16 protein-coding genes are annotated in these 23,088 nt (G+C 73.5%); 4 read left to right on the top strand and 12 right to left on the bottom strand.

Features of this window, described 5'->3' with window-relative positions; all coding sequences use genetic code 11:
* Positions 1–51: 51 nt before the first annotated feature.
* Entirely contained in the window at positions 52–363 is a 312-nt protein-coding gene (locus JQN84_RS29350; protein WP_204961835.1) for a trypco2 family protein, read from the bottom strand.
* A gap of 316 nt (positions 364–679) precedes the next feature.
* Here JQN84_RS29350 and JQN84_RS29345 point away from each other — a divergent pair, with 316 nt between their 5' ends.
* Positions 680–937 carry a hypothetical protein gene (locus tag JQN84_RS29345; protein WP_204961834.1) on the top strand — a complete coding sequence of 86 codons (258 nt, stop codon included), beginning with the start codon at positions 680–682 and terminating at the stop codon, positions 935–937.
* A 163-nt stretch (positions 938–1,100) separates the two neighbouring features.
* Here JQN84_RS29345 and JQN84_RS32460 read toward each other — a convergent pair whose 3' ends face one another.
* A complete protein-coding gene (locus JQN84_RS32460; protein ID WP_204961833.1) occupies positions 1,101–3,941 on the bottom strand; it encodes a CHAT domain-containing protein in 2,841 nt (946 codons plus the stop codon).
* A gap of 83 nt (positions 3,942–4,024) precedes the next feature.
* Between JQN84_RS32460 and JQN84_RS29335 the strand changes: the two genes are divergently transcribed.
* Entirely contained in the window at positions 4,025–4,393 is a 369-nt protein-coding gene (locus JQN84_RS29335; protein WP_204961832.1) for a hypothetical protein, read from the top strand.
* An 832-nt stretch (positions 4,394–5,225) separates the two neighbouring features.
* Here JQN84_RS29335 and JQN84_RS29330 read toward each other — a convergent pair.
* From JQN84_RS29330 to JQN84_RS29320, 3 genes are read right to left on the bottom strand one after another with little or no spacing between them, the layout of a single operon-like run.
* Positions 5,226–6,845, bottom strand: a complete 1,620-nt coding sequence (locus tag JQN84_RS29330) for a protein kinase family protein (protein ID WP_204961831.1) — start codon at positions 6,843–6,845, stop codon at positions 5,226–5,228.
* Positions 6,842–7,696 carry a protein phosphatase 2C domain-containing protein gene (locus JQN84_RS29325; RefSeq protein WP_204961830.1) on the bottom strand — a complete coding sequence of 285 codons (855 nt, stop codon included), beginning with the start codon at positions 7,694–7,696 and terminating at the stop codon, positions 6,842–6,844. The genes JQN84_RS29330 and JQN84_RS29325 overlap by 4 nt, the downstream gene beginning before the upstream one ends.
* Positions 7,693–8,370 carry a vWA domain-containing protein gene (locus JQN84_RS29320; protein WP_145922261.1) on the bottom strand — a complete coding sequence of 226 codons (678 nt, stop codon included), beginning with the start codon at positions 8,368–8,370 and terminating at the stop codon, positions 7,693–7,695. Before JQN84_RS29320 ends, JQN84_RS29325 begins: the two co-directional genes overlap by 4 nt.
* A gap of 227 nt (positions 8,371–8,597) precedes the next feature.
* Here JQN84_RS29320 and JQN84_RS29315 point away from each other — a divergent pair, with 227 nt between their 5' ends.
* On the top strand, positions 8,598–9,827 hold the full coding sequence (locus JQN84_RS29315) for a cellulose binding domain-containing protein (protein ID WP_204961829.1): 1,230 nt from the start codon (positions 8,598–8,600) through the stop codon (positions 9,825–9,827).
* Between the two features lie 25 nt (positions 9,828–9,852).
* On the opposite strand, the gene JQN84_RS29310 is transcribed toward JQN84_RS29315, so the two are convergent.
* The 4 genes from JQN84_RS29310 to JQN84_RS29295 all read right to left on the bottom strand — a co-directional run bounded on the left by JQN84_RS29310 (position 9,853) and on the right by JQN84_RS29295 (position 17,998).
* Positions 9,853–12,210, bottom strand: coding sequence for a low temperature requirement protein A (locus JQN84_RS29310; RefSeq protein ID WP_204961828.1), 2,358 nt, complete (start codon positions 12,208–12,210; stop codon positions 9,853–9,855).
* A gap of 251 nt (positions 12,211–12,461) precedes the next feature.
* Complete coding sequence (locus JQN84_RS29305; protein ID WP_204961827.1) at positions 12,462–13,871, bottom strand: poly(ethylene terephthalate) hydrolase family protein; 1,410 nt, start codon at positions 13,869–13,871, stop codon at positions 12,462–12,464.
* Positions 13,872–14,164: 293 nt separating this feature from the next.
* The gene (locus JQN84_RS29300) at positions 14,165–16,624 is read right to left on the bottom strand and encodes an IPT/TIG domain-containing protein (protein ID WP_204961826.1); all 2,460 of its coding nucleotides are present in this window, start codon (positions 16,622–16,624) and stop codon (positions 14,165–14,167) included.
* A gap of 315 nt (positions 16,625–16,939) precedes the next feature.
* Entirely contained in the window at positions 16,940–17,998 is a 1,059-nt protein-coding gene (locus JQN84_RS29295) for a polysaccharide deacetylase family protein (RefSeq protein WP_204961825.1), read from the bottom strand.
* Positions 17,999–18,268: 270 nt separating this feature from the next.
* On the opposite strand from JQN84_RS29295, the gene JQN84_RS29290 reads away from it, so the two are divergent.
* A complete protein-coding gene (locus JQN84_RS29290; protein WP_204961824.1) occupies positions 18,269–18,958 on the top strand; it encodes a histidine phosphatase family protein in 690 nt (229 codons plus the stop codon).
* Positions 18,959–18,963: 5 nt separating this feature from the next.
* Here the strand turns inward: JQN84_RS29290 and JQN84_RS29285 are convergent, their stop codons facing one another.
* From JQN84_RS29285 to JQN84_RS29275, 3 genes are read right to left on the bottom strand one after another with little or no spacing between them, the layout of a single operon-like run.
* Positions 18,964–21,117, bottom strand: a complete 2,154-nt coding sequence (locus tag JQN84_RS29285) for a peptidase domain-containing ABC transporter (RefSeq protein ID WP_204961823.1) — start codon at positions 21,115–21,117, stop codon at positions 18,964–18,966.
* Positions 21,114–22,106: a TIGR04500 family putative peptide maturation system protein gene (locus JQN84_RS29280; RefSeq protein ID WP_204961822.1), complete on the bottom strand. Its 993-nt coding sequence runs from the start codon at positions 22,104–22,106 to the stop codon at positions 21,114–21,116. Before JQN84_RS29280 ends, JQN84_RS29285 begins: the two co-directional genes overlap by 4 nt.
* Positions 22,103–23,086: an MvdC/MvdD family ATP grasp protein gene (locus JQN84_RS29275; protein WP_204961821.1), complete on the bottom strand. Its 984-nt coding sequence runs from the start codon at positions 23,084–23,086 to the stop codon at positions 22,103–22,105. Before JQN84_RS29275 ends, JQN84_RS29280 begins: the two co-directional genes overlap by 4 nt.
* Positions 23,087–23,088: the final 2 nt, after the last annotated feature.

Below are 23,088 nucleotides of genomic sequence, written 5' to 3'. Positions count from 1 at the left end.
TCCGCAGGCCGGCCGCTGGGGCGGCGCGCTGGCCGATCCGACCGTGGCCCGTCAGTCGTCCTGGTCGTTGATGGCCACCCGCCTCCCGTCGCGGTACTGCGGCTTCAGGTTGAGGAGCACCCGGTGGGTGGCCGCGCGGGCGTGGTCGACCCCGCCGCCAACGGTCACGACCTTCCAGAGGCCCGCCTCGGCCTTCCCCTTCAGCGTCCGGGTCACCGTCAGCTGGAGCTCGACCTCGATCGAATTGACCGAGAAGGTCAGGTCCTCGTCGTCCGCCCACTCCACCGCCTGCAGGATCTGCTGACGCAGGCTGTGCACGGCCTCGGGAATGGTCAGGTCGTGGGTGGGGACATCCGGCTGCATCCACTACTCCTCGAATCGGGGAGTCCCATCGTGACAGCCGGTAGCAATCCACTGGTGACCCGGAGCAACGCCCCACCTCGGATGTCCCTGGCCGGCGTCGGCGTCAGCCGGCCGCAGGCGGAGCAGTGCACCCCCGTACGCCCCACCGGAGTAGACCGTCGCGGCGGCCCGTTTCAGTCCACCGGGCGTTGTGGGTGCCGTGTCGTATCGTCGGGCCGTGGTCGTCCGTCAACCCCTCTCCGGCCCGGCGCGAGGCAGGTTGCCGCGGGTGCTGATCGCGGCGTCACTGGTCGCGGGGGTTACCGTGCCAGCTTTCGTGTTGCGCGAGCTGATCGAGCGGTGGGCAGGGCCGGGGCTGTTGGCTGATCTCGGGTTCGTGCCGGTCCCGGCGGCGGCCACGGCGTGGCTCGCGCCGCGTGTCTCCTACCGTCGGCGGGACGCCCTGCTGTGGCTGGTCGGGCCGGGCCTGTACGTCTTCGCGATCGTCGCCTGGCGGGTGGCGTCGCTACCGCACCGCGACTGGGAGCCCCGGCCGGACGAACTGCCCGGCGCAGTGTCACCGTCGAGCAGGTGAAGGTGGTCGCTGAGCGTGGCGATGTCGTCGACGGCCGGCCCGAGTGTCAGCAACTCATGGATGATCTTCACCCGGCCACGTCGGCAGCGCTGTAGGTGCGCTGCCCGGTGCGGGTGCGTACGGGTTGCGGCGGCTCGTGGAGCGCAACGGCCGGTCCGAGGTGCTACGGGCCGGTGTGGATCAGCGCCGCCCACACCTCAGGCCGGTCCGGGTGCGCGCGTCGTACCCGGTCGATGGCCCGGTCCAGTGCGACGGCCGCACCGTCGGCGTCCAGGCGGTCGCCCGCCCGCAGGCCGGCGTAGACGTCGTCGGCGACCTGGGCCGCCACCCGGTCGGCGACCGCCCACTGGCTGCCGATGACGTGCCGGAAGCCGGCCATCTGCAACGCCGCGGTGAGGTGGATGCCCTCGTCGGGTAGGTCCCGGCCACCGGCCGCGGTGCGGCAGGCGGACAGGTAGGCGAGGTCGCACCCGCCGGCCGACTGGCTGCGGGTGGCGAGACGGCCGGCCAGGTCCAGGACGCTGAGCCTGCCGTCGACCAGGCGCAGGGCGGCGGCGCTGGGCCGCTTGAAGTCCTGGTCCCCGTGGCAGGCGAAGTGCGCCCAACTGTGCTGTTCGAGCGCGGTCAGCACGCCCTCGACGGTGGCGCTGCGGCCGGAGAGCACCCGCAGGCCGGGCACGTGCGAGCTGACCGCGCGCAGTTCGTCGCTGACCGCCGGCAGCGGCGCCTGGCCGGGCAGGGTGCCCAACCCCACCGCGAACGCCTGCGGTGCCCCGTCCGGGGCCGGGGTGGTGCGGGCGCGCAGCAGCGCGGACAGGCTCGGGGTGTAGGACGACACGCAGCGGGCGGCCACCGAGATCCGGCGTCGCGCGGCGAGCGGGGCGCTCGCGCCGAACCGGCCGGCGGCGTGCAACGGCAGCATCGTCAGCGGCCCGGTCGGGCACCACCACACCCGGTGCCGCCGGTCCGGCCCGCCGCCGAGGATGTCGTCGAGGGCCGCGCAGACGGACTCCCCGACGGTGTCCCAGAGCCACCGTTGCAGGGACACCAGCGTCTGGTGCAGCGCGGCCCGTTCGGCCGGCCCACCGCCCGCCTCCACCGCCCGCTGCACCTCCAGGAACGCCGCAGCCCGACGCTGGGCGGTGTCGTGGGACAGCCACGGCAGCGGTACGGCGCGTACCCCGTCGGTGCTGACGATGATCGCGTCGCTGCGCCAGCGCGAGGTGTTGACCAGCACCGCCGCCCCGCCGGCGGTGGCCGGTTGGAGGGCGGCGAACGACGGCGGGTGCAGGAAGTTCGCGAAGCCCGGCTGCCGGCGGGCCTCGGCCGCGAGCTGCTCCCACCGTTCCGCCAGCCGGCGGCGGTGACCGGCGTCCTCGGTCCCGGCCCGGTGCGGGCCACCCAGCGCGCTGGTCAGCAGGTCGCGGCCCAGCTCCCAGCCGGGACGGGTCGGCAGCTCGACGACCGGGGACGCCCCGGTGCCGTCCAGTTCCCGGCGCGTCCGGTCGAGTTCGTCGGCGAGCGCGGGTGCGACCGCGGCCAGCGCGGACAGGTCGCTGCGGGTCTGCAGGGCCTGCGACCACAGCACCTGCCGGCCCTGCTCCAGCAGTTCCACCGCGCGGTGCGGCTGCCCGGCGGCGAGCGCCCAGGCCGCCGCATCGCCGGCCAGGCCGGATGCCGCGGCCAGTCGTTTCTCCTGCACGGTACGGTCCAGGCCCCGCCAGGCGAGCAGCGGAAGCAGCCCCACGGCGGTCCCGTACGCCTCCAGGGCCAGCTCCGCGTCACCGGCTTCGGCGGCGGTCTGCGCCCAGGTGCGGGCCGCGGTCATCCGGATCTCGACGGCACCCGCCCGGGAGGCCGACGACGACCGCCACATCCCGACGGCGGCGTCGAGGTCGGCCGGGTCGTGATCGATCAGGTAGCGGATCCGCAGAGCCGTGCCGAGTACGTTGAGGGCCCGTGCCCGGTCCGGGTGGCCTGGCGAGAATCCGGCCAGGGCGGCCATGCCGGTGTCGACGGCGTCGCTGACCCCGGCCGGGTCGCTGCTCATCCGGGCCCGGATCAGCAGCGAGTGGGCCAGGCTGACCAGGTGTCCGGCCCGTTGGGTGCCGGCCGTCGGCGCGTCGACGGCCTCCCGGGCGCTGCGGATCGCCTCGTCCAGGTGCGCCGACGAGTTGCTGCTCAGGCCGTGCATGACCAGCAGCGCGCCGTGGGTGGCCAGCAGTTGCGCGCGGATCGTGCCGATGCTCGGCAGGTCGGCGACGACCTGCCGGCTGACCCGGACCGCCTCGTGCAGGTCGGTGTCGTCGTCGCCGTCCAGGCTCACCCAGCGTTGCACCAGCGCGATCACCAGCACGCCGTTGAGGGCGGCCCGGTCGATGTGCCGCGTGGGCATGCCGGCCAGACCGCGGCGGCAGTGCGCGATCGCCTCGTCGATGTCATCCGGGCTGCCGGTCCGGGCGAACCGCATGACCAGGCAGAGCGCCAGCAACTGGTGGGCGGTGAGTACGTGGTCCGGGTCGGTCGAGCGGTGGACCTCCCGGCTGAGGCGTACGGCCGTGTCGATGTCCGCCAGCTGGCCGAACCGCTCGAAACTGAGCCGGTACACGTTCACGCAGCGGATCAGCACGTCGATCCGGATCGGGTCGTCCTCGTCGACGGCGGCCACCGCGACGTCCGCGTGCCGTTTCGCCGTGGACAGGTCCGACACCTCACGCCGCTGTTCGAAACGGAACCCGACCACCATGGCGAGCTGGGCGTTGACGTACGGCCACCACGGATCGTCGGGCGGGGTCAGCGCCGTCGCCTTCCCGGCGGCGGCCACGGCGGCGTCGAGCTGCTTCGGGTCCGAGGTGCGGCCCCGCAGCATCAGCACGGTGGAGAGCGCGGCGAGCACGTCCACCCGGGACGGGTCCGCGGCGAGCAGGTCCCGCGCCAGGTCCTCGGCCCGGACCAGCAGCGACTCGTCGCCACTGTCGTTGTACGCGACGACGAGCGGGTCCACCGCATCGATGGACCGCCCGGACGATGGCACGGATTCAGTAGATTCGACGGCGGCTCGGGCGTCAACCGACGGGAGTGTCGTACATGGAGCAACGCCGCCTGCTGGCCTCGTTGTGCGCCGCCGTGCCGACCCTGCGCGAGCGGGCGGAGGCGGGGGCGTGGAGCGACCTGCTCGACGACCTGCTCGACGAACTGGCCGCCGGCAGGCCGGTGGTGGAGGTCTGCCGGCAGCTCGGTTGGATGGCCGAGACCGAGACCGAGCCCGAGCGCAGCGTCGGCCCGTCGGACCACGCCGAGGGCGCCCGGCTGGAGGGTCTCGCGCCGGTGGTGCTCGACGGCGACTACCGCTGCCCGCTGCACCGCTGCTCGCGCCGGGCCCACCGGGACGACCGGGGCCGGGTGCCGCACTGCGCGCTGGCCGACACGGCGATGACATACCGGCCCGAGCCATGATCGAGGTGCTGCTGGGCGAGGTCGGGCGGCGGATCAACGACCGTTGGCTGACCCGGGCGCTCGGGCCGGCCCTGCTGTGGCTCGCGGTGGCCGCCTTCGCCGTGCTGCCGGGGCGTCATGCCGTCTTCGACGTACCCGGGGCGGCGCTCGCCGCAGCCGACGCGGTCGACCACCTGCGGGAGCGGGTCGGCCTGGCGCTGGTGGTGGGGGTGCTCGTCGTCGTGGCCGCCGTAGCGGCGGCCGGCTGCGCCCAGGCGGCCGGCAGGGTCGTCCGCCACGTCTGGCTGGGTGCCTGGGCCGGGCCGGCCGGCCGGCTCGCGACCGGGCTGACCGCCCGCCGCCGTGCCGCCGCCGTGCGCCGGTGGACCGCCCGGGGACGGGTGGTTCCGGCGGTGTACCTGCCCGACCGACCCACCTGGATCGGCGACCGGATCCGGCTCGCCGACGACCGGGTGGCCGCACAGTACGGGCTCCGTCTGGGCCTGATCTGGCCGCGACTGTGGCTGCTGCTCACCCCCGAGGGGCGCACCGACGTGACGCAGGCGCGCGACCGGCTCGACCGGGCCGTCGCCTCGGCCGGCTGGGCGGTGCTCTACCTCGCGCTGACCCCGTGGTGGTGGCCGGCGGCGGCGATCGGCGTGGTCCTCGGTGTCGTCTCCTGGTGGCGGGCCCGGTCGGCGGCGGGCCTGTTCGCCGACATCGTGGAGGCGACAGTCGACCTGCGGCACCGCGGCCTGGTCGCCGAGCTGGGTTTCCCGGTCGAGCAGGGGCGTCCGCTGTCACCGTCGACCGCTGCCGCCGTCAACGACCTGCTGCACAAGGGTGCCAGCGGTCACGGGCAGTACGACCGGACGGGCGCGGAGAGCGAGCCGACACCGTACCCGTCGTCGTCGGTGACGAGCGACAGCCGGGAGCGCCAGCAGCCGGACGACGAGCCGACACCCTCCGGGTCGAACACCACGTTGACCTGAGGGTTGCCGTCGGTCGCGGTGCGGATGCCGATGATCGTCGCCACGGGGAACGGGCCGTTCTTCGTCAGGGTGGCGGCCCGGGTGAACTGGGTCCGGCTCCGGTCCTCCAGGCCTGGTGAGTCGATGTTGATCCCGCACAGGAAGCCACGGACGGCGGCGACCGAGGACTTCATCCTGGCGGACGTCCGGTTCAGACCGGGTCCCACCTTGACCTCGCTGAGGATGCAGGGCCGGGTCAGCGGAAGGATCCTTTCCAGGTCGAACCGGGTCGGCATGGGCAGGCCGGGATATCCGGTCACCCCCGCCGGGCCGCCGGTGGGCCGGGTCAGACCCGGGATCCCCGTCGGCAGCGGGGGGTAGGACGGCTGCCGCACCAGTCCCGTCGGCAGGCCCGACCCGGCCCGGTAGGGCGGGTTCGAGGTGTCGTCGTTGGCGCTGAGCAGGCCGGCCACCACCGCGACTGCGGCCAGCGCCGCGCCGAGCAGAGCCCAACCCCGGCCGGCCTGCCGGGGGCCGACCACCGCAGGGGCGGGGACGACGCGGCGTACCGGGTCGGCGCGGACGGCGTCCGGGCGGGTCGGCTCCGGACCGGTCGGGGCAGCAGCGGCCCGTTGCGGCGGTGCCGTCGGCGGGGTGCGGCGGATGCTCCGCTCCAGGGCGTCCGACCACTGCTGCGGTGCGGGCCGCAGGTGCGGGGCGGGGTCCAGGCTCCGGGCGGCGAGGGTGACCAGTTGCCGGTCGAGCCGGGTCCGGGCCGCCTGCGGGTCCCGGGTCTGCTGGTCACCGGCGAACAGGCGCACCGCGAGGAGCCCGAACTTGTACGCGTCGGTGGCGGGGGTGGCCAGTTCCTCGGCGTCCGCGTCCGGCACGTGCCACTCGGGGGTCTCGGCCTGCGCCAGCACCGAGTCGCCGTCCAGCCGCATCGCGTCGCAGTCGATGAAGTAGCACCGGGGCCGGGAGTCGAGGCTGAACAGCAGGTTGTTCGGTGACAGGTCGCCGACGCAGATGCCGAGCCGGTGCAGCAGGGTCAACGCCTCGCCGGTGTCGCGCAGCAGTTCCAGGCGCGTCCGGTCGTCGATGTGCAGCCCACGGTCGAGCAGGTAGTCGTCGCTGTTCAACAGGTACTGCACCTGGGCCAGGACGGTGTCCGGCCCGCGCGGCAGTTGGATGCGGACCCGGAACCGGTCGGGTACCCGGGGCATCAGGAACCCCCGGACCACGCCCTCCTTGCGGACGATCGCGGTGGGCCAGGCGGCGAGACCGAGCAGTGTCTCCGCATCCGGTCCGGCCGCGGCGGCGAGCCTGACGAAGCGGTTGAGCGTGGTGACGTCGACGTCGTCGACGAACCGGGTCGCGTACTCCTTGTAGACCCACCGGGGGTCCTCGGTGAGGGCGTAGACGGTGCCCTGGCCGCCGGTGCCGATCCGGGTACGCGGGCCGAGGGCGGACAGGCTCACCTCGGGCGGCAGCGGGCCGGTCACGACGGCTCGGGCGGCACCGGCCAGACGGCCAGCACGGTGCGGTCGTCGTCCCACGATCCGCCGGTGAAGTCGAGCATCCAGGCGAGTCGGGTCATCGCGGGCGGCGTGGTCAGCGCGTCGCCGAACAGCCGCCCCAGCTCCCCGGTGCCGTGCCCGAGCGGCTCGGCGAAGCCGTCGGTGGCCAGCACCAGCACGTCGTCCGCGGTGAGCGTCACCGTCACCGGGTCGACCTCGGCGGGCACCCGGGGCAGGGCGGCGACGCCGTCCGGGAGCAGTTCGTCCTGCGGGTCGGCCGGGTCGGTGAACAGCAGCTCCCAACAGCCGTCGCGCAGCCGCCAGGCGGCCGAGTCGCCGACCCGGACCAGGTGGGCGAGCGCCCGTCCGGGGCCGTCCGGCCGGACCAGGGCGACCACCACGGTGCTGGCCAGCAGCGTCTCGGCCCGCTGCGGATCGGTCTCGCCCAGTTGCCGCCCGGCGTATTCGACAAGTGCCCAGCCGGCGCAGCGCAGCAGGTCGTGCCAGTCGACGGGGTCGTCGGCGCGCAGCAGGTAGTCGACGACCGTCCGGCACACCATGGTCGCGCCCAGGTGGGACAGCGGGGCGTTGGAGACCCCGTCGGCCACCACCGCGATCACCGAACCGGCCGCCGTGGCCAGCGCGAAGTCATCCTGGCGGGGCACCCCGGACGCCCGGTGGCCGGGCCCGCGTACGGAGGCCGCCCGTACCGCGAAACCGGCAGCCGCCCAGCCGTCGGCCACGGTGTCCGGCCGGTACGGCTGTGTCTGCGGGGCGAGGGCCGGCGACTCCGGCCCCGGCACCCCGATCAGCGGCGGCGTCCAGTCGAAGCTCACACCACGTCCACGGCCATCCGGAAGCTGTCCGGCCGCTCCACGACCAGCTCTGCGGTGTCACCCCCGACGGCCTGCCCGGACCTGATGACGCTGCGGGTCAGGGCGGTGCAGAACTCGGCGATCGCGAACCCCACCTCGACCCCGGGCGTGGCCACGAACGCGAACTCCGGCCTGGTCGCCACGTGCAGGATCGTCTCGGCGCGGGCCTCGCCGATGCCACACGCGATGATGTTCGGCGCGGTCGGGGTGCGCTCCCGGTCGGTCAACTCGGCGTAGACCGGCTCCCACTGGCCGGGGTCGGTGGGCTGCCCGTCGCTGAGGAAGAACACCGCCGGCCGGTGCACCGCGAAGCCCTCCCGCTTGAGCGCCCGCACGTCGGCCGGGATCCGGTCGATCAGCAGGCTGAACGCGACGCCGTAGGCGGTCCCGGCCCGCACCGACAGCTGCGGGAGTGACGTTTCGTTGCGCAGGTCGGACAGGGCCGAGTGGACGATCACGTCCTCGGAGAAGCCGATGATCGAGAACCTGACCTTGGCCGCCGCGAGGGGCTCGCGCAGCAGGGCGTCGTGCAGCGACTGGAGCCCGGCGTTCAGCTCACCCACCACCGGCGTCATGGAGACGGACTCGTCCGCCACCAGGTAGACCGGCAGCACCCGCCCGGCGGTCTCCGCCATGCCAACCCCCAACCGTCGTCAGTGGACGGCCTCAAGGTAACACCGTGCGTCTACGCGTCCGTGGCGGTGCGCTACGCCACCGGGTCGGCGGGTGACGCCAGCCGTCGGCACGGGACGGCCGGTCGCGCGGCCCGGGGTCGGAACGGTCGGGTCGCGGTGGGCGGTAACCGCACACCGGATGATGCAAGCCGTTGACAAGCATCGATTTATTGCCGCACGGTGGACGCATGTCAGGGGTCCGTTCGTCCGCGTTGCGCCGCCGGGTGCGGCCCGGCCTGCTCGCCACCGTCGTCTCGTCGATCGCCGTGCTCGGCACGGGGGCGATCGCCGTGCCCGCCGCCATCGCCGGCACCACGGCGCTGCCCGCACCGGCCGCCGGTGCACTCCCCGCGGTCGCGCCCGCGCCGGCCGGTGCCGTGGTGCCCCTGACGGGAGCGGCCACGCCGCCGCCGAGCGCGCCGCCCACCACGCCGCCGGGCACGCCGAACACCTCGCCCTTCCCACCGGGCGTGCCCACGAACGTCGCCGCCAGCCAGGTCCGCACGAATTCGGTCACCCTCACCTGGACGGCCGCGACGCCCGGCTGCTGCGCCATCGCCGGCTACGACATCACGTACTACAGCCCGTTCGACGACGTCGTCATGTCGGCGAGCGTCGGCACCGTCACCACCACCACGATCACCAGCTACATCAGCCCGGGCCGGCAGTACTCGTTCCGGGTCTCGGCCCGGGACGTCGTCGGGCACCGCTCGCTGGCGTCGGAGCCGGTCACCGTGGTCACCCCGGTCACCGACACCGGGCCGGACATCACCCCGCCGAGCGCGCCGCAGAACCTGACCATCGGGGACGTGACCGACTCGACCGCCACGCTCTCCTGGTCGCCGTCGACCGACGACGTCGGGGTGAGCGGCTACAACGTCTACCGCTTCGACGGCTGGTTCACCTCGTTCCTGGTCGCCACGGTGCCGACGACGACGCACACGATCGCGCTCCCGCCGCCCCCACCGCCGTCGACGCCGCTGCGGTACCAGTTCTACGTGCGGGCCCGGGACGCGGCCGGCAACGTCTCGATCGCCTCCAACACGGTCTACGCGCCGACCACGCCCACCCCGCCGACGACGCCGATGCCGCCACCACCCACCTGCCGGGTGACCTACCAGAACCAGTCCGAGTGGCAGGGCGGGTTCGTCACCGTCGTGACGGTCCAGAACACCGCGACCACGCCGGTGGACGGCTGGACGCTCACCTTCGGCTTCCGGGGCGACCAGCGGATCACCTCCGCGTGGAACGCGACGACCAGCCAGAGCGGGGCCACGGTGACGGCCCGCAACGTCGACTGGAACCGCGTCGTCCCGGCGAACGGCTCGGTCAGCTTCGGCATCCAGGGCAGCTGGAACGCCAGCAACGCGCCGCCGACCAGCTTCATGCTCAACGGCGGTCCCTGCACCGCCGGCTGAGCCCGGCACCGGCGGCCCGCCCGGATCACGTCCGGGCGGGCCGCCGGGTCCGTGGGTCGCCCTCCTGCACCGCCTCGACGACGGCGAAGACGACGCCGAGGACGGTCAGCAGCACCAGTGAGACGACGGCCGGCAGCGCGACGGTCACCGGCGCGAGGACGGTGACCACCCCCGCGCCGATGAGCCGGTGGGGGCTGACCGTCCGGAAGATCCGCAGCCAGAACATCTGGTTGCCGAACAGGTACAGCGCCACCCCGAAGAACAGCATGTAGTGGCCCAGCAGGGCGCTGTGCCGTTCCTGGGACGCGGCCAGGGTCTGGTGCAGGCCGTAGGCGACCAGGACGATCCCGGCCATCATCGGCAGGTGCAGGTAGGTGTACGCGTCGCGCGCGGCGCGGACCCGACGGTCCCCCTCGTAGGCCCCGAGGGCGATCCGGGCCGCGTCGATCCCGGTGAAGTAGCTCCACCAGATCGTGCCGAGGGCCACCACCGACGCGACGACGACGACGAGCGTGGGAGCGGAGATCGGCACGTTGTTGATGGAGATGCCGACGGAGAGGACCGCCTCGCCGACGGCGATCAGGATGACCAGGGCGTGCCGGTCGGCCCAGTGCCGGACCAGCCTGATCCGCCACAACCGCCCACCGGCCCAGTACCCGGCGCCGTACTGCACGAGCAGCGCTGCCACCCAGAGCAGCGTGATGGCGGGGTGCCGGGCGACCGCGTCGGGGGCGATCACCTCGATGACGGCGATCACCAGCAGGATGGCGATGGTGGCGGTCATGGCGACGAACCGGGTCCGGGTGCCCCGCAGGTCGGCGTTCTCCCGGACGAGCTGCCGGAAGATCAACCCCTGCATGAGCTGGATGCCGATGTAGCATCCGACGACCAGCAGCGGGCCGGGGAGGCTGCCGGGCAGGGGGACGAAGGCCTGCGGGATCGCCAGCCCGATCAGCAGCACCGCCGTCATGATGCCCGCCGTGCACAGCCGCACCAACGTGCTGTCGTGCCGCACGGCGTTGGCGAGCCAGGTGTACGACGTCCAGGCCCACCACAGCAGCGCCAGCAGGATCATGCCCTGGGCCAGGCCGAGCAGGGTGGGAAACCGGTTCATCACGGCGGTGACCTCGATGAAGGCGTACACGAACACGAGGTCGACGAAGAGTTCCCGGGGGTCGACCGTCCCGACGTGGAGGCTCTCCGCCTCGACCGACTCGTGGAGTTGCCGGTGCTTGCGCCGGAAGAGGGTGTTGTCCAGCACCAGCATCGTGCAGACGGCGGCGACGAGCACCACCAGCGCCTGCACCGCGGTCAGCCGTCCGACCACCGTCAGTAGCGCCGTCAGCAGCGCCACCCCCACCAGCGGACCCCGACCCAGCAGCCGGACCGCCCGCCACTCCACCGCGACGAGCGCGCCCAGATAGAGCAGCACACCGCCGTACAGGGTGGCGACGCCGGCCGACGGCCACGGCCTGGTGCTCTTCGGGGTGGCGTGCGTGTTGAGGTACTTCAGGCCCAGCGCGAAGAAGATCAACCCGCCGATCATGGGCAGGTGAAACCCGCTGTAGACGTCCCGGCCGACCCGGGCGCGCTCCCGCCCGGAGCTGGCCCGCAGGGCCCGTTCAATGATCAACTTGGCCAGGTCGAAGTAGCTCCACCACAGTCCGAAGACCACGCTGATGCCCAGCACCGCCCCGATGGCGAGTTGGGCGGTCACCGGGCGGTCCACCCCGAGCCCCTCGCTGGCACCGATCGAGATGATCGTCTCGCCGAGCGCGATGAGCACGATCAGGGCGTGCCGTTCGGCGAAGTGCCACGGCGAGACGACCCGCCAGCCACCCTTGCTGGCCACCACGAGGATGAGCGAGTCGGTCACGAGAGCGCCCGCGAACAGCACAGCCTGCACCAGGGCGGCGTCGACGATCGCCGGCAGCAGCGGCGGCACCAGGTAGGAGGCGAGCAGCACCAGCCCACCGGCGATGAAGATCAACCAGGCGGCGACCACCGACGGCCGTCCGCCCTCACCCCGGCGGCTGACGAACGTGAGGACGACCATGGCGGTCGCCCGGATCAGCAGATATCCGCAGATCAGCACCATGGGGCCGGGCAGCCCGCCGGCCCGGTCGGTGAACCCCTCGGGTATCGCGACCCCGATCGCCAGCAGGGCGGCGGCGATGCCGAGCATGATCGGGGGCATGATCCCCCGGTCGAGGTGCACCACGTTGCCGAGCCAGACACACGGGGTCCAGCAGTGCCAGAGAAGGAGCATCACGAGCACGCCCTGGACCAACCCGAGCGGGCTGAAATGCTCGGCCATCAGCGTGGTGACGGCCAGGAACGCGAACACGAAGAGCAGATCGACGAAGAGCTCGACCCAGCTCACATCGCCGATGGCCCCGGGATCACGGGCCACCAGACGCCGACCCCCGGCTGTCGGGTGTGGCGCGGGATCATCCCTCCGCACCCGATAAGCCTCGCAAACCGGACACGGCTTGTCCCGCCAACGTCGATTAGCGCAGCGAACGGCCGATCCGAACAGAAGTCACCTGCCCGGCGTACGTCACCGGGCCCGGGCCGGTGCCTCCCGGCGTACGGGAGACACCGGCCCGGCCCGCGTGCCGGTCGGGCGCAGCGTCAGGTCAGGGGCGTCAGGGTGAACCGCTGGTTGGTCTGACCGTGACAGTCGTACAGCTGGACCTGCGCCCCGTTGGCGGTGCTCCAGACGTCCAGGCACCGCCCGGACTGCACGCTGCTGATGGTGCCGTTGGCATTCACGTTCCACTGCTGGTTGGTCTGGCTGTGGCAGCCGTAGATCTGGACCGCCGCGCCGTTGCCGGAGCCGGCCGCGTCCAGGCACATGTCGCCGTACACCCGCAGTTGTCTGCCAGAGGTGTACGTCCACGCCTGGTTGGCCTGCCGGTTGCAGTCCCACAACTGCACCCGGGTGCCGTTGGCGTGGGAGGCGTTGGGCACGTCGAGGCACCTGTTGGACTGTGCGCCGACGATCAGGCTGGCCGCACCGGGCGGGTTGCTGGTCGGCGTCTGGGACGGGGTCGGGGGTGGGGTGTCCGACGGCGTCGGCGGCGGGGTGGTCGGCGTCGTCGGCAGCAGCGGGCAGGTGCTGCGGTAGCTGACCACGCCGTTGTTGTCCGCCAGCGGGCAGAGGAACTGACTGTACCGGGCGTCGTTGTCGACGAACATCTTGAGGAACGGCAGCATGGTCCGGATCAGCACCGGGTTGGAGCGGCCGACCATGAACCCGTGGTCGGCTCCCGCGACCTCCAGGTAGGCGCTCTCGGTGGTGGCCGGCAGGCTGTTGTAGAGGCCGGTGGCGTAGGACGGGGTGACCACCGTGTCGGCCTGGCCGGCGAAGACCATCGTGGGCACCCGGTCGTTGGCCAGGTTCGACGACGGCGAGTACGGCGCGATGCCGACCGCCGCCTTCAACGCCGGACGACGGATGGCCGCGCTGAGCGCCCCGCCGCCACCCATCGAGTGACCGGAGACGGCCAGCCGGTTGGGGTCGATCCGGTCCCGGACCGGGCTCTGCTGCACCAGGTAGTCCAGCGCGGCGAGCAACTGGGTGCCCCGGGCGGTGTCGAAGTCGTTACGGCTGTTGGTCTCGATGCCGATCACCACGAAGCCGTGCGAGGCCAGCCACGGCCCCATCCAGGCCAGCTCGACGGAGAACAGCGCGGTGTAGCCGGGCGAGATGGCGATCGCGCCGAAGGTGCCCTGGCTGGTGTCGGTCGGGTAGTAGATCCGGCCGCCGTTGAAGCCGTACCCGGTCGGGACGGCGACCGAGGTGTTGGCGAACGGGCCGTTCACCGACGCGACGCTGCTCCGGGTGGGGTCGGGGCCCCGCTGGTACGGGTTGTCGGCGGCCGATGCGGTCCCGGTCGTCACCGTCATGGTGAACAACCCGACAACGGCGGCGGCGATCCCGGCGGCGGCGAGCGTGACGAGCCTTCCCCGCCGGCGGGGGGAGACCCGGGCGGGTCGGGGCTGCGCCGGGGGCGGGGAGTGCGGTGCGTGTCCTCGCACTGTCGGTACCTCCTGGTGGTGGGTGGTGGTGGATGACGGCGGGCCTGGTCCTGTGCCGGGTCCGCCCGCCCGGTGTCGTCCGACCGGAGGTGGGTCGGCTCGGGCTGCCTGATCGGCGGCGGACGGTGGCGACGACGCGGTTACCGGGCGGGGGTCGTCGGGACAGGCGAGATCCCGTTAACGTTCACATTGATCGATGCCTATTAGGCTGACACACAACTCCGGGTTGTTCAACCGGTAGTTTCGATTGTGTGAACCGATAGTTTCGGCCACCGCGTCGGTGGTGGTCGGCTCTACCGCGGCCCGCGCACCGCACCCTCGGTGACCGGCCCGGTGGCCTTCGACGTCGCCGGCGTCGGCGAGTAGCCGGGCCTGGTCGCGGTGACCGTCACGGTCAGCCGCTCGCCCAGCCGGGACGCCGGGACCCGATAGGTGGCCCCGGTCGCCCCGCCGATCGGGGTGCCGTCGGCCGCCCACTGATAGGTGTACGCCGTGGCGGCCGGACTCCACTGCCCGGTCGAGGCGCGGACCGTCGCCCCCACCGCCACCAGGCCGATGACGGCCGGCGCGGTCACCGGCCGGATGGCCGGTGCACCGGTGATCGTGAACGCGTCGGCGAGCGACACCGCGTCACTCCAGTCGTTGGGCCGCACCGAGACGGACGCCCTGCCCGCGACGGCGGACGTCAGGTCCACCTCGGCGGTGAGGGTCCGGTGGTCGGGGGACACGCTCCGCACCGACGCGGTCAGCGCCGCGCCGCCCGTCGGGGTGACCGTGACCCGGTCCTCCTGCTGGAAGCCGGTGCCGGTGAGGGTGATCGTCCGCACGCCGCCGGTGGCGACCGAGGACGGCGACACCGACGTCACGGTGAGTGGGTCGGGTGCCACGTAGAAGGAGTAGAGGGACTGCAACGAGTCGACACCGTCCGCGGTCCGGCTCCGCACGTAGAGTGTGTGGTAACCGGAGTCCGGCGGCGTCCAGGTGATCGTCGCCGTGCCGTCCGCCGCCGCCGTGACGGTGTTCTCGGTGCCGCCGACCTGGTACACGTACTTCACCGCGCCGGGCTGTCGGGGCGTGAAGGTGAAGGTGCCCGGCGCGATCCTGCCGGAGCCCGACGAGGGGAAGTCGGTGGAGACGACCACCGGCGAGTCGGTGACCGACCAGGAGGTGCCACCCTCGCCCGTCCGCACACCGGCAGCGTTCCGGGCGACCACGGTGACGTAGGTGTAGCCGCGCCTGGTGAGCGTGTACCGGAATGCGACAGTGCCGTCGGCTTCGGCCGGGAGCACCTGACGGGTGGCGGGGTCGCCGTTGAGGAGAACCTCGTACTCCGTGGCGTTCGCCATCTCGGTGCGTGCCGTGAAGCTGGCCGTCGAACCCAGCACATCGCCGCCGCTGCGGGTCACGTACGGATGGCCGTCCTGGACGGAGACGGAGACGTACCGGGGCTCCGACAGGGTGCCGTCGGCGCTGCGGCTCTGTACCAGCAGCGCCTGGGTGTCCATGTTCTCGTTGGTGGCGGTCCAGGTCAGGTCAGCGGTGCCGTCCGCACCCGCCGGCAGGACGGTCTTCTGGTCGGGCTCGTTGCCGCTGTGGTCGCGACGCCAGTAGAGGTAGGACCCGACGTCGGGCATCCGCGGGGCCAGGTGGAACCGGAGTGACGATCCGACGACGACGCTCCGGTCGACGTCACCGGTCACCCTGGGCGCGTTGTCGACGACGAACGTGTAGGCCCGCTCCGGGTGCGTCGTGCCGTCGCCGGTGACGCTGCGCACGTACAGCGTCTGGCGGCCGGCCCGGGTCGGGGCGACCATCGCGACGGCCCTGCCTGCGGCGTCGGCCGCGACCGTGCCGGAGGGGCCGCCGGCGTCGATACGCCAGGCGAACGACGCCGTGCCCTGGACGTTGGCGGTGAACTCGAATGCTCCGGGTACGCCGACACCGTAGTCCAGGTTGGTGCCCCAGTCCGGATACGCGCTGGAGAAGACGGACGGCCGGGTCTCCCGTACCCAGAACTCGTACACCGTCCGGTCGGACCAGTTGCCGGCGCGGTCGACGGCGTACACGGTCACCGAGTGGTGGCCGGCGCCCTTCGGCGTCCAGGAGACCGTCGCCGGGCCGCCGAGGCCCGTCGCCGGCACCGTCGAGTAGTCGTCGTCGCCACCGGTCTCCCCGGAGTAGAACAGGTAGCGGTAGTCCACGGTGTCGGTGGAGGCCGAGGTGAAGGTGAACTCCCCGGCCGTACCGACCGCGCCGCTGGCGTCCTCCCAGTCTCCGGACGGGTACCTGGTCGAGGCGACCACCGCCGCCGGACCGCCGCTGCGGTCGATCGTGAAGTGGCAGGTGTCGCTCCACGGTGACGTGGTCGCGCCGTCGAGGACGCGGACCCGCCACGCGTACGTGACGCCGTCGAGTTGGCGGGCAGGGTCCTCAAGCTGGATGTAGACCCGGTTGTTGCGCCTGTCGACCCCGTCGCGCCACTGCTGCGGCTCCTCGGGCCTGGTGACGTCCCACACCTGGAAGTCGGCCTGCGGATCGGCGCTCTGGGGCGCACCGGTCCAGGAGCCCTGGAGCGTGACGGCGTGGGCGTCGTTGAGGCGCTCCGGGCTCAGGTAGGGCCCCGGTGCCTGCGGGGCGCACGCCTGGCCGGCGGTGATCAGTGCGGTCGGCCCGCCGACATCCGCGGCGGCCGGGGCGGCGCTCGCGCCGAGCACCGACCCGCAACCGACCGCGAGGGCCGTGGCTGTTGACAACAAGCGCCGAGTGGCGCGTGCGAGGGCACGCATGCCGGTCCTCCCCGTGACGACGACGGTCGACCTGACAGGCGTCCGCAGAGGAAGGATCGCATGGGCGGCTGACCCTGACGAGGCCATTTACTCCTTTGCGGACGATCAGGTGGGTTCGATGTCCGATCGGTCCCGACGCCCGGTCGTCGAGGTGTCCGTGATGCGCGGGTCCGGGGCCGGCCACGCGGGGAGCCCTCCCCGGATGCGGGGACGCATCGGGGAGGGCCCGGTCCGGGAGGACGGACCTGCGGTGGCCCGGCCGGCCGTGGCGGCCAGCAGTGATCAGCTCGCGGTGCAGGACCGGATCTGCGGCCTGGCGCTGCTGTTGCCGTTCATCATCGTGGTGAAGCCGAAGGTGTTGCCGCTGCCGTTGGAGCGCATCGTCATCACGTAACCGGAGCTGTCCCAGCTGGGCGTGCCGTTCCAGGTGGTGTTGACCTTCTGCGGTGCGGTCAGCGCCACCACCACCGTCCAGTTGCTGCCGCCCTGGACCGTCACCGAGGTGTTGTACCGGTCGCCCCACACGTTCGGGTACGTCGCCGTCGCGGTGCACGTCCCACCGGCCGGCGGGGTGGTCGGCGTGCCGGTGGGCGGGGTGGTCGGGGGATTGGTCGGCGGGGTGCCGTCCGGGGCCACCGCCCGGCCGGTGCTCGGCGAGATCATGCCCGGGCACAGGCCACGGCTGTTCAGGTTGGCCATGATCTGCCCAATCGCGTCGCGGGTGTTCTGGATGCCGTCGTGCATCAGGATCACCTGGCCGTTCTGGAGCCGGCCGGCGTTGGAGACGATCTGGCTGACGCTCGCGCCGTTCCAGTCCTGGGAGTCGACGTCCCAGATCACCTGGCGCATGCCGAGCGACGAGGCGACCGACTGGAGGGTCGAGTTGGTCTCGCCGTAGGGCGGGCGGAACAACTGCGGCCGTACGCCGGTCGCCGACTGGATCGCCGAGTTGGTCTGGGAGAGGTCGGACTGCATCTGGCTCTGACCCATCGAGGTCATGTGCGCGTGGTTCCAGCTGTGGTTGCCGATCCACATGCCGGCGTCGACCTGGGCCCGGGCGGCGGACGGGTTGCCCTGCACGTTCTGCCCGACGTTGAACATGGTCGCCCGGACGTTGTTGGCGCGCAGCACGTTCAGCAGCGCGTTGGTGCTGCCGGTCGGCCCGTCGTCGAAGGTGAGGCCGACGTAGCCGTTGCAGGCGGCGGCGCTGGACGGGGTGGCGGAGACCGCGACGCCGACGGCACCCAGCGCCACGGTGGTGGCGAGCACCGCCAACCGGACGGTCAGGCGGGCGGCTCGGGAACGGGACGGGCGGCCGGGGCCACCGGTACTGGGGATCATGCGCAGGTCCTCCTGAGGGCGGTGATACCTGGGGCGCGGGAATCAATCGAGATGCGTGGATGTCGCTGTGAATCGGAGTATTGCAGCGGCATTTCGAACGCGTCAACGACTTTCGGAAAACTTTCGGAAACGTGTCCGGTCGGGGCGTCGGGGCTGGCGAGCCGCCGTGTGCCGCCCCCCGCCCCCGGCCCGACAGCGCCGCGTCACCCCGCGTCCCGGCCCGCGTCGCCGGGCGTCGCCCCGCGCCGGCCGCTGCCGCACAGTGGAACCATGGACACCGTCGCGGAGTTGACCATCGTCCGGCACGGGCAGAGCGTCGCCAACGTCGCGTTCGCCGAGGCCCACGCGCGGGGCGTCGCCACCCACGGGCTCACCGGGCGCGACGCCGACATCCCGCTGTCGCCGTCGGGCCGGCGACAGGCCACCAGGCTCGGCCGCTGGCTCGCCGCACAGCCCGCCGACCGGCATCCCGACCACGTGGTCTGCTCCCCGTACCGGCGGGCCCGGCAGACCTGGGCCCGGGTGGCGGACACCACGGCCACCCTCGGCGTCACCCCGGTCGACCTCGACGGGCGGCTGGTCGACCGGCTCATGGGCGAGCTGGAACTCCTGACCCCGCTCATGATCGCCGAGCGGTTCCCCGCCGAGGCGGCCCGGCTCGCCACCGACGGCCCCTACGCCTACCGGCCACCCGGCGGCGAGACGTTCGACGACGTCGCCGCCCGCGTCCGCGCCACCCTGGCCGATCTGCACCGCCGGCACGCCGGCCGCCGGGTGTGGCTGGTGGCCCACGACGCCGTGGTCGTCGCCGCCCGGCACGTCCTGGAGGGGCTGTCGTTCGCCGACCTCGACGCGATCCTCGCCACCACCCCGGTCGCCAACACCTCACTCACCCGCTACGTGGCCACCCACGGCCGCCTCGACCTCGTCGAGTTCGCCGCCGTCCCGCACGCGCCGTGACCGGCTCAGCGGACCGGGTCGGGCCACGACCGCCCGGCGGCGGGCACCCCGGCCAGCCGGGCGAACGGCCCTCCGGCGGCCAACAGCACCCCCGGCGGCCCGCTCTCCACCAGCCGCCCCCGGTCGAGCACCAGGACCAGGTCGGCGTCCGCGACCGTCGAGAGCCGGTGCGCGATCACCAACCGGGTCACCGGCAGCGTCCGCAGGTTCGCCTCGACCGTCGCCTCGGTCACCGTGTCCAGCGCGCTGGTCGCCTCGTCCAGGATGAGCAGGGCCGGGTCGGCCAGCAGCGCGCGGGCGAGCGCGACCCGCTGCCGTTGCCCGCCGGACAGGCCGACGCCGCCGTCGCCGAGGTGGGTGTGCAGCCCCATCGGCAGGGCCGCCACGTCGTCGTGCAGCACGGCCAGCCGGACCGCCCGGTCGACGGCCGCGTCGGAGGCGTCCGGGCGGGACAGCGTCAACGCCTCGCGCAGGGTGCCCGCGCCGAGGTACGTCTCCTGCAGGACCACCCCGATCTGCCGGCGCACCGAGGACAGGTCCAGCGTGGCGAGGTCGTGGCCGTCGACGTGGATGCGGCCCCCGGTCGGGGCGTACAGGCCGGTCAGCAGGCCGACCAGGGTGCTCTTGCCGCTGCCCGAGCCGCCCACCACCGCCACCTTGCTGCCGGGCCGGATCACGGCGGTGACGTCGCGCAGCGCCCAGGGCGACCGCCTGTCGTACCGGAAACCCACCCCGGTCAGGGTGACCAGCCCGGTCAGCCGGGGCGCGGGCAGACCCGGGGTGGGCTGCTCGACCGGGGCGTCCACGATGTCGGCCAGCCGGTCCATGGTGGGGGCGAGCAGGGTGAACGACGGTAGCCGCTGGGCCAGCGCGACCGCCGGGGTGATCGCGGCGACCGCGAGCGCGGACAGCCCGGCCGCCCGACCCGGCGAGTCGGCCTGCCGGACCGCCACCAGCAGCATGAGCACCGGGCTCGCCATCGATCCGGCGGCGAGCAGCGCGTCCGCGACCGCCGACAGCCGGGCCAGCCGGTGCGCCGCCGACACACCCCGGTCGAACGACTCCTGCCAGCGCTGCCGTACCCGCTGCTGGGCGCCGGCGACCCGGATCGCCGCCATGCCCTGCACCGCCTCGGAAAGCCGGGCCGCCTCCTCACCGGAGGCGAGCAGTTCCTCCCGTTGCAGCGCGCCGGAGCGGCGGCCCACCCACAGCGCGGTGCCCGCCTGGACGGCGATCACGGCGGTGGCCGCCAGCCCCAGCACCGGTGACAGCACGGTCACCACGGCCAGGTAGCCGACCACCAGCAGCCCGTCCAGCGCGGTGGCGACCAGCGCCGACGCCAGCAGGTCCCGGACGCCGGCCACCGCCCGGACCCGGTCGACCAGGTCGCCGGCCGACCGGCGGTGGAAGTACCGGTAGACCACGTCGAACAGCCGGTGCACCGTCTCGGTGCCGAGCCGGCTGCCGATGCGCCGTTGCAGGCTGGTCACGGTCAGGCCACGGGCCAGGGACAACGCCCCGGTGAGCAGGGCCAGCGCGGCGACGGCGGCGAGCCAGGTCGCCGCCGGGGGCGCGACGGCGTCGATGAGCGCGGCGGTCGCCCACGGCACGGCCAGGCCGGTCGCGGTGAGCAGCACCGAGGTCGCCGCCAACAGCGCGAGCAACCCGGTGTGCCGGCGTAGCACCGGTACCAGCAGGTCGCGCACCGGCGACGGTGCCGCCGGTGCCGGTGGGGCGGGACCGTCGGCCGTGGCCAGCAGCACCACCCCGGTGGTGCCGGCGCAGAACTGGGCGGGGGAGAGCCGTCGGCGACCCACGGCCGGGTCGACCACGTCGACGCCCCGGCGGCCGATCCGCTCGACCACCAGGTAGTGGTCGCCGTTCCAGTGGGCCAGCAGCGGCATCGGCAGCTCCCGCAGCCGGGTGGCGTCCACGCGCAGCGCCGGCAGGGCGATCGCCCGGCAACGCAGCCCGTGCTGCTGCGCCTCGTCACGCAGGTCGCGCAGGCTCAGGCCGTCCCGGCCGACGTCGAGCCGGGCCCGCAGGTACGACGCCGGGACCGCCCGGCCGTGGGCGGCGAGCAGCATGGCCAGCGCGCTGGGCCCACAGTCGGTGGCGGCGACCTGGAGCACCACCGGCACCCGTCGCCGGCCGGTCACCGGACCCGGGTCGTCCGGTCCCGGGGCAGCCAGAACCACTCGACGTCGGTGCCGGCCCGCCGCTGCGCCAGCCACTCGTCGAACATGGCCCGCTCGACCAGCGCCCGGGTGTCGTCGTCGAGGACGGCCGGCTCGCGGTCGACCACCACCGCCGTCACCGCCGTACCGGCGATGGTGGTCGGCACCGGCCCGGTGGCGTCGCGCAGCTCCGGCGGGGCCGCGACCGCCACCGCCCGCAGGGTGCCGGCGGCCCGGCCGGCACGGACGGCGGCGGCCACCGCCGCGAGCGCCGTCGCGCGGTCGGCGGGGGGCGTCCCCTCGGCGGTCCAGGCGATCAGGAGCCGGTCGAACGTGGACCGGTGCGCGGCGAACCACTCCGGCAGCCGGTCACCCACCACCCGGGCCCGGAGCCGGGCGACCGCCACGGTGTGCGCGATCAGGTCGGCGAAGTCCTCGGTGGTGAGCCCCCGGTCGGCGAGCCACCGCGCGGTCGACTCGGCGTCGAGCAGCCCCTTGGCCCGGCGGTACGCGTCGGCCGCCGCCTGGAGCGCGTCGTCGTCGACCGCGACCGGGTGCTGCTCCAGCTCCTCGGCGACCAGGCCGGTGTCGACCAGCCGGGCGAGCACCTCGTGGTCGTACCAGAGGAAGTCGAGGGCGGTGAGCGCCTCGCCCACCCGCAGCGTGCGGGTGCCGATCCGGGCGAGGTGGTGGTCGGAGTGCCGGACCGCCCCGCGCAGCGGCCACGGCAGGGCCGGCGTCGGACTGTACGCCACGGAGACCGTGCCGGCCGGTTCGCGCAGCAGCACGTCGAAGGCGACCGACCCGTCGGCCACCTCCTCGTCGCGCACGACCGCCGGATCGGCCCCCGGCCAGCGTTCCCGCAGCGGGGTGAGGCGTCGGCGGGCCTCGCGCAGGCCGGCGCGGTCGACGGTCAGCTCCCGTACCAGGGTGACGGCGGCGTCGAGCAGGGCCGGGTCCAGGGTGGTCACGTGGTGGCTCCGTTGGTGGGGGCGGGCGTGGTGAGCAGGTCGACCACGGCGGCGGTGATGGGCAGCCCGGTCTCCTCCTCCACCCACAGGTACTGGCCGGTGGGGTTGATCTCGATGTAGACGTACCGGCCGTCGGGGGTGACGATCAGGTCGAGGGCGCTGTAGCGCAGGCCGAGCGCGCGGGTCAGCGCCTTGCACCTGGCGGCGACGTCGGCGGGCAGGTCGTAGCGGCTCAGCGGGGTGTTCCGGTCGTCCTGGCGACGCCAGTCGTGCCGGGCGTGGTTGGACCGCTGGGAGTCGATGGCGGCGGTGAACACCCGGTCGCCGACGACGGTGACCCGCAGCTCGACCCGCTTGGGCACCCGTTCCTGCGCGATGAGGGGGCAGTGGCGTACCCCGTCGACGTGGCCGACGTCGTGGTGGGTGACCGGTTCGGTGAAGCGCATCAGCTCGTCGCGGAGGCTGGTCAGCCCGACCTGCTTGGTGATCATCCGGCCGCCGGTGTGCGAGAACAGGTCGAGCACGTCGCGGGGATCGTTGCCGACGGCGGTCGCCGGCACGTCGAAGCCGAGGCGCAGGGCGAGCTGGAGCTGGCGGAGCTTCTGCTGGGCCCGCAGCACCACCGGCCGGGCGGCGGGCAGCGCCGGCACGTCGAGGGTCTCCCAGACGTCGCCGACGAACTGCCGGCTCTCCTGAACCACGAAGCCGGCGTGGGGTTCCCCCAGGTGGGGCGGGGCGACCGGGACGCCGGGCCGGCGGAACCAGACGGCGGTCACCGCGTCGAGGTCGACGGTCCCGCCCGGGCCGGCGTGCCGGACCAGGGTACGGGTCAGCCGACCGTCCCGGATGGTCACCGACAGTGAGGCGCGGGACGGTACGTCGGCCGGGTCGAAGCGGACCCAGCTGACGCCACGTCGGCCCAGCTCCACCTCGGCCGCGTCGGCGTGTACGTCGTCGGGGGCGGTCAGGATGAGGATCATGG

It is taken from the genome of Micromonospora humidisoli, assembly GCF_016900955.1.
Classification (GTDB): Bacteria; Actinomycetota; Actinomycetes; order Mycobacteriales; family Micromonosporaceae; genus Micromonospora; species Micromonospora wenchangensis.
Note: the sequence above shows the minus strand (reverse complement) of the source record. Positions and strands in the feature narration are given on the sequence as shown.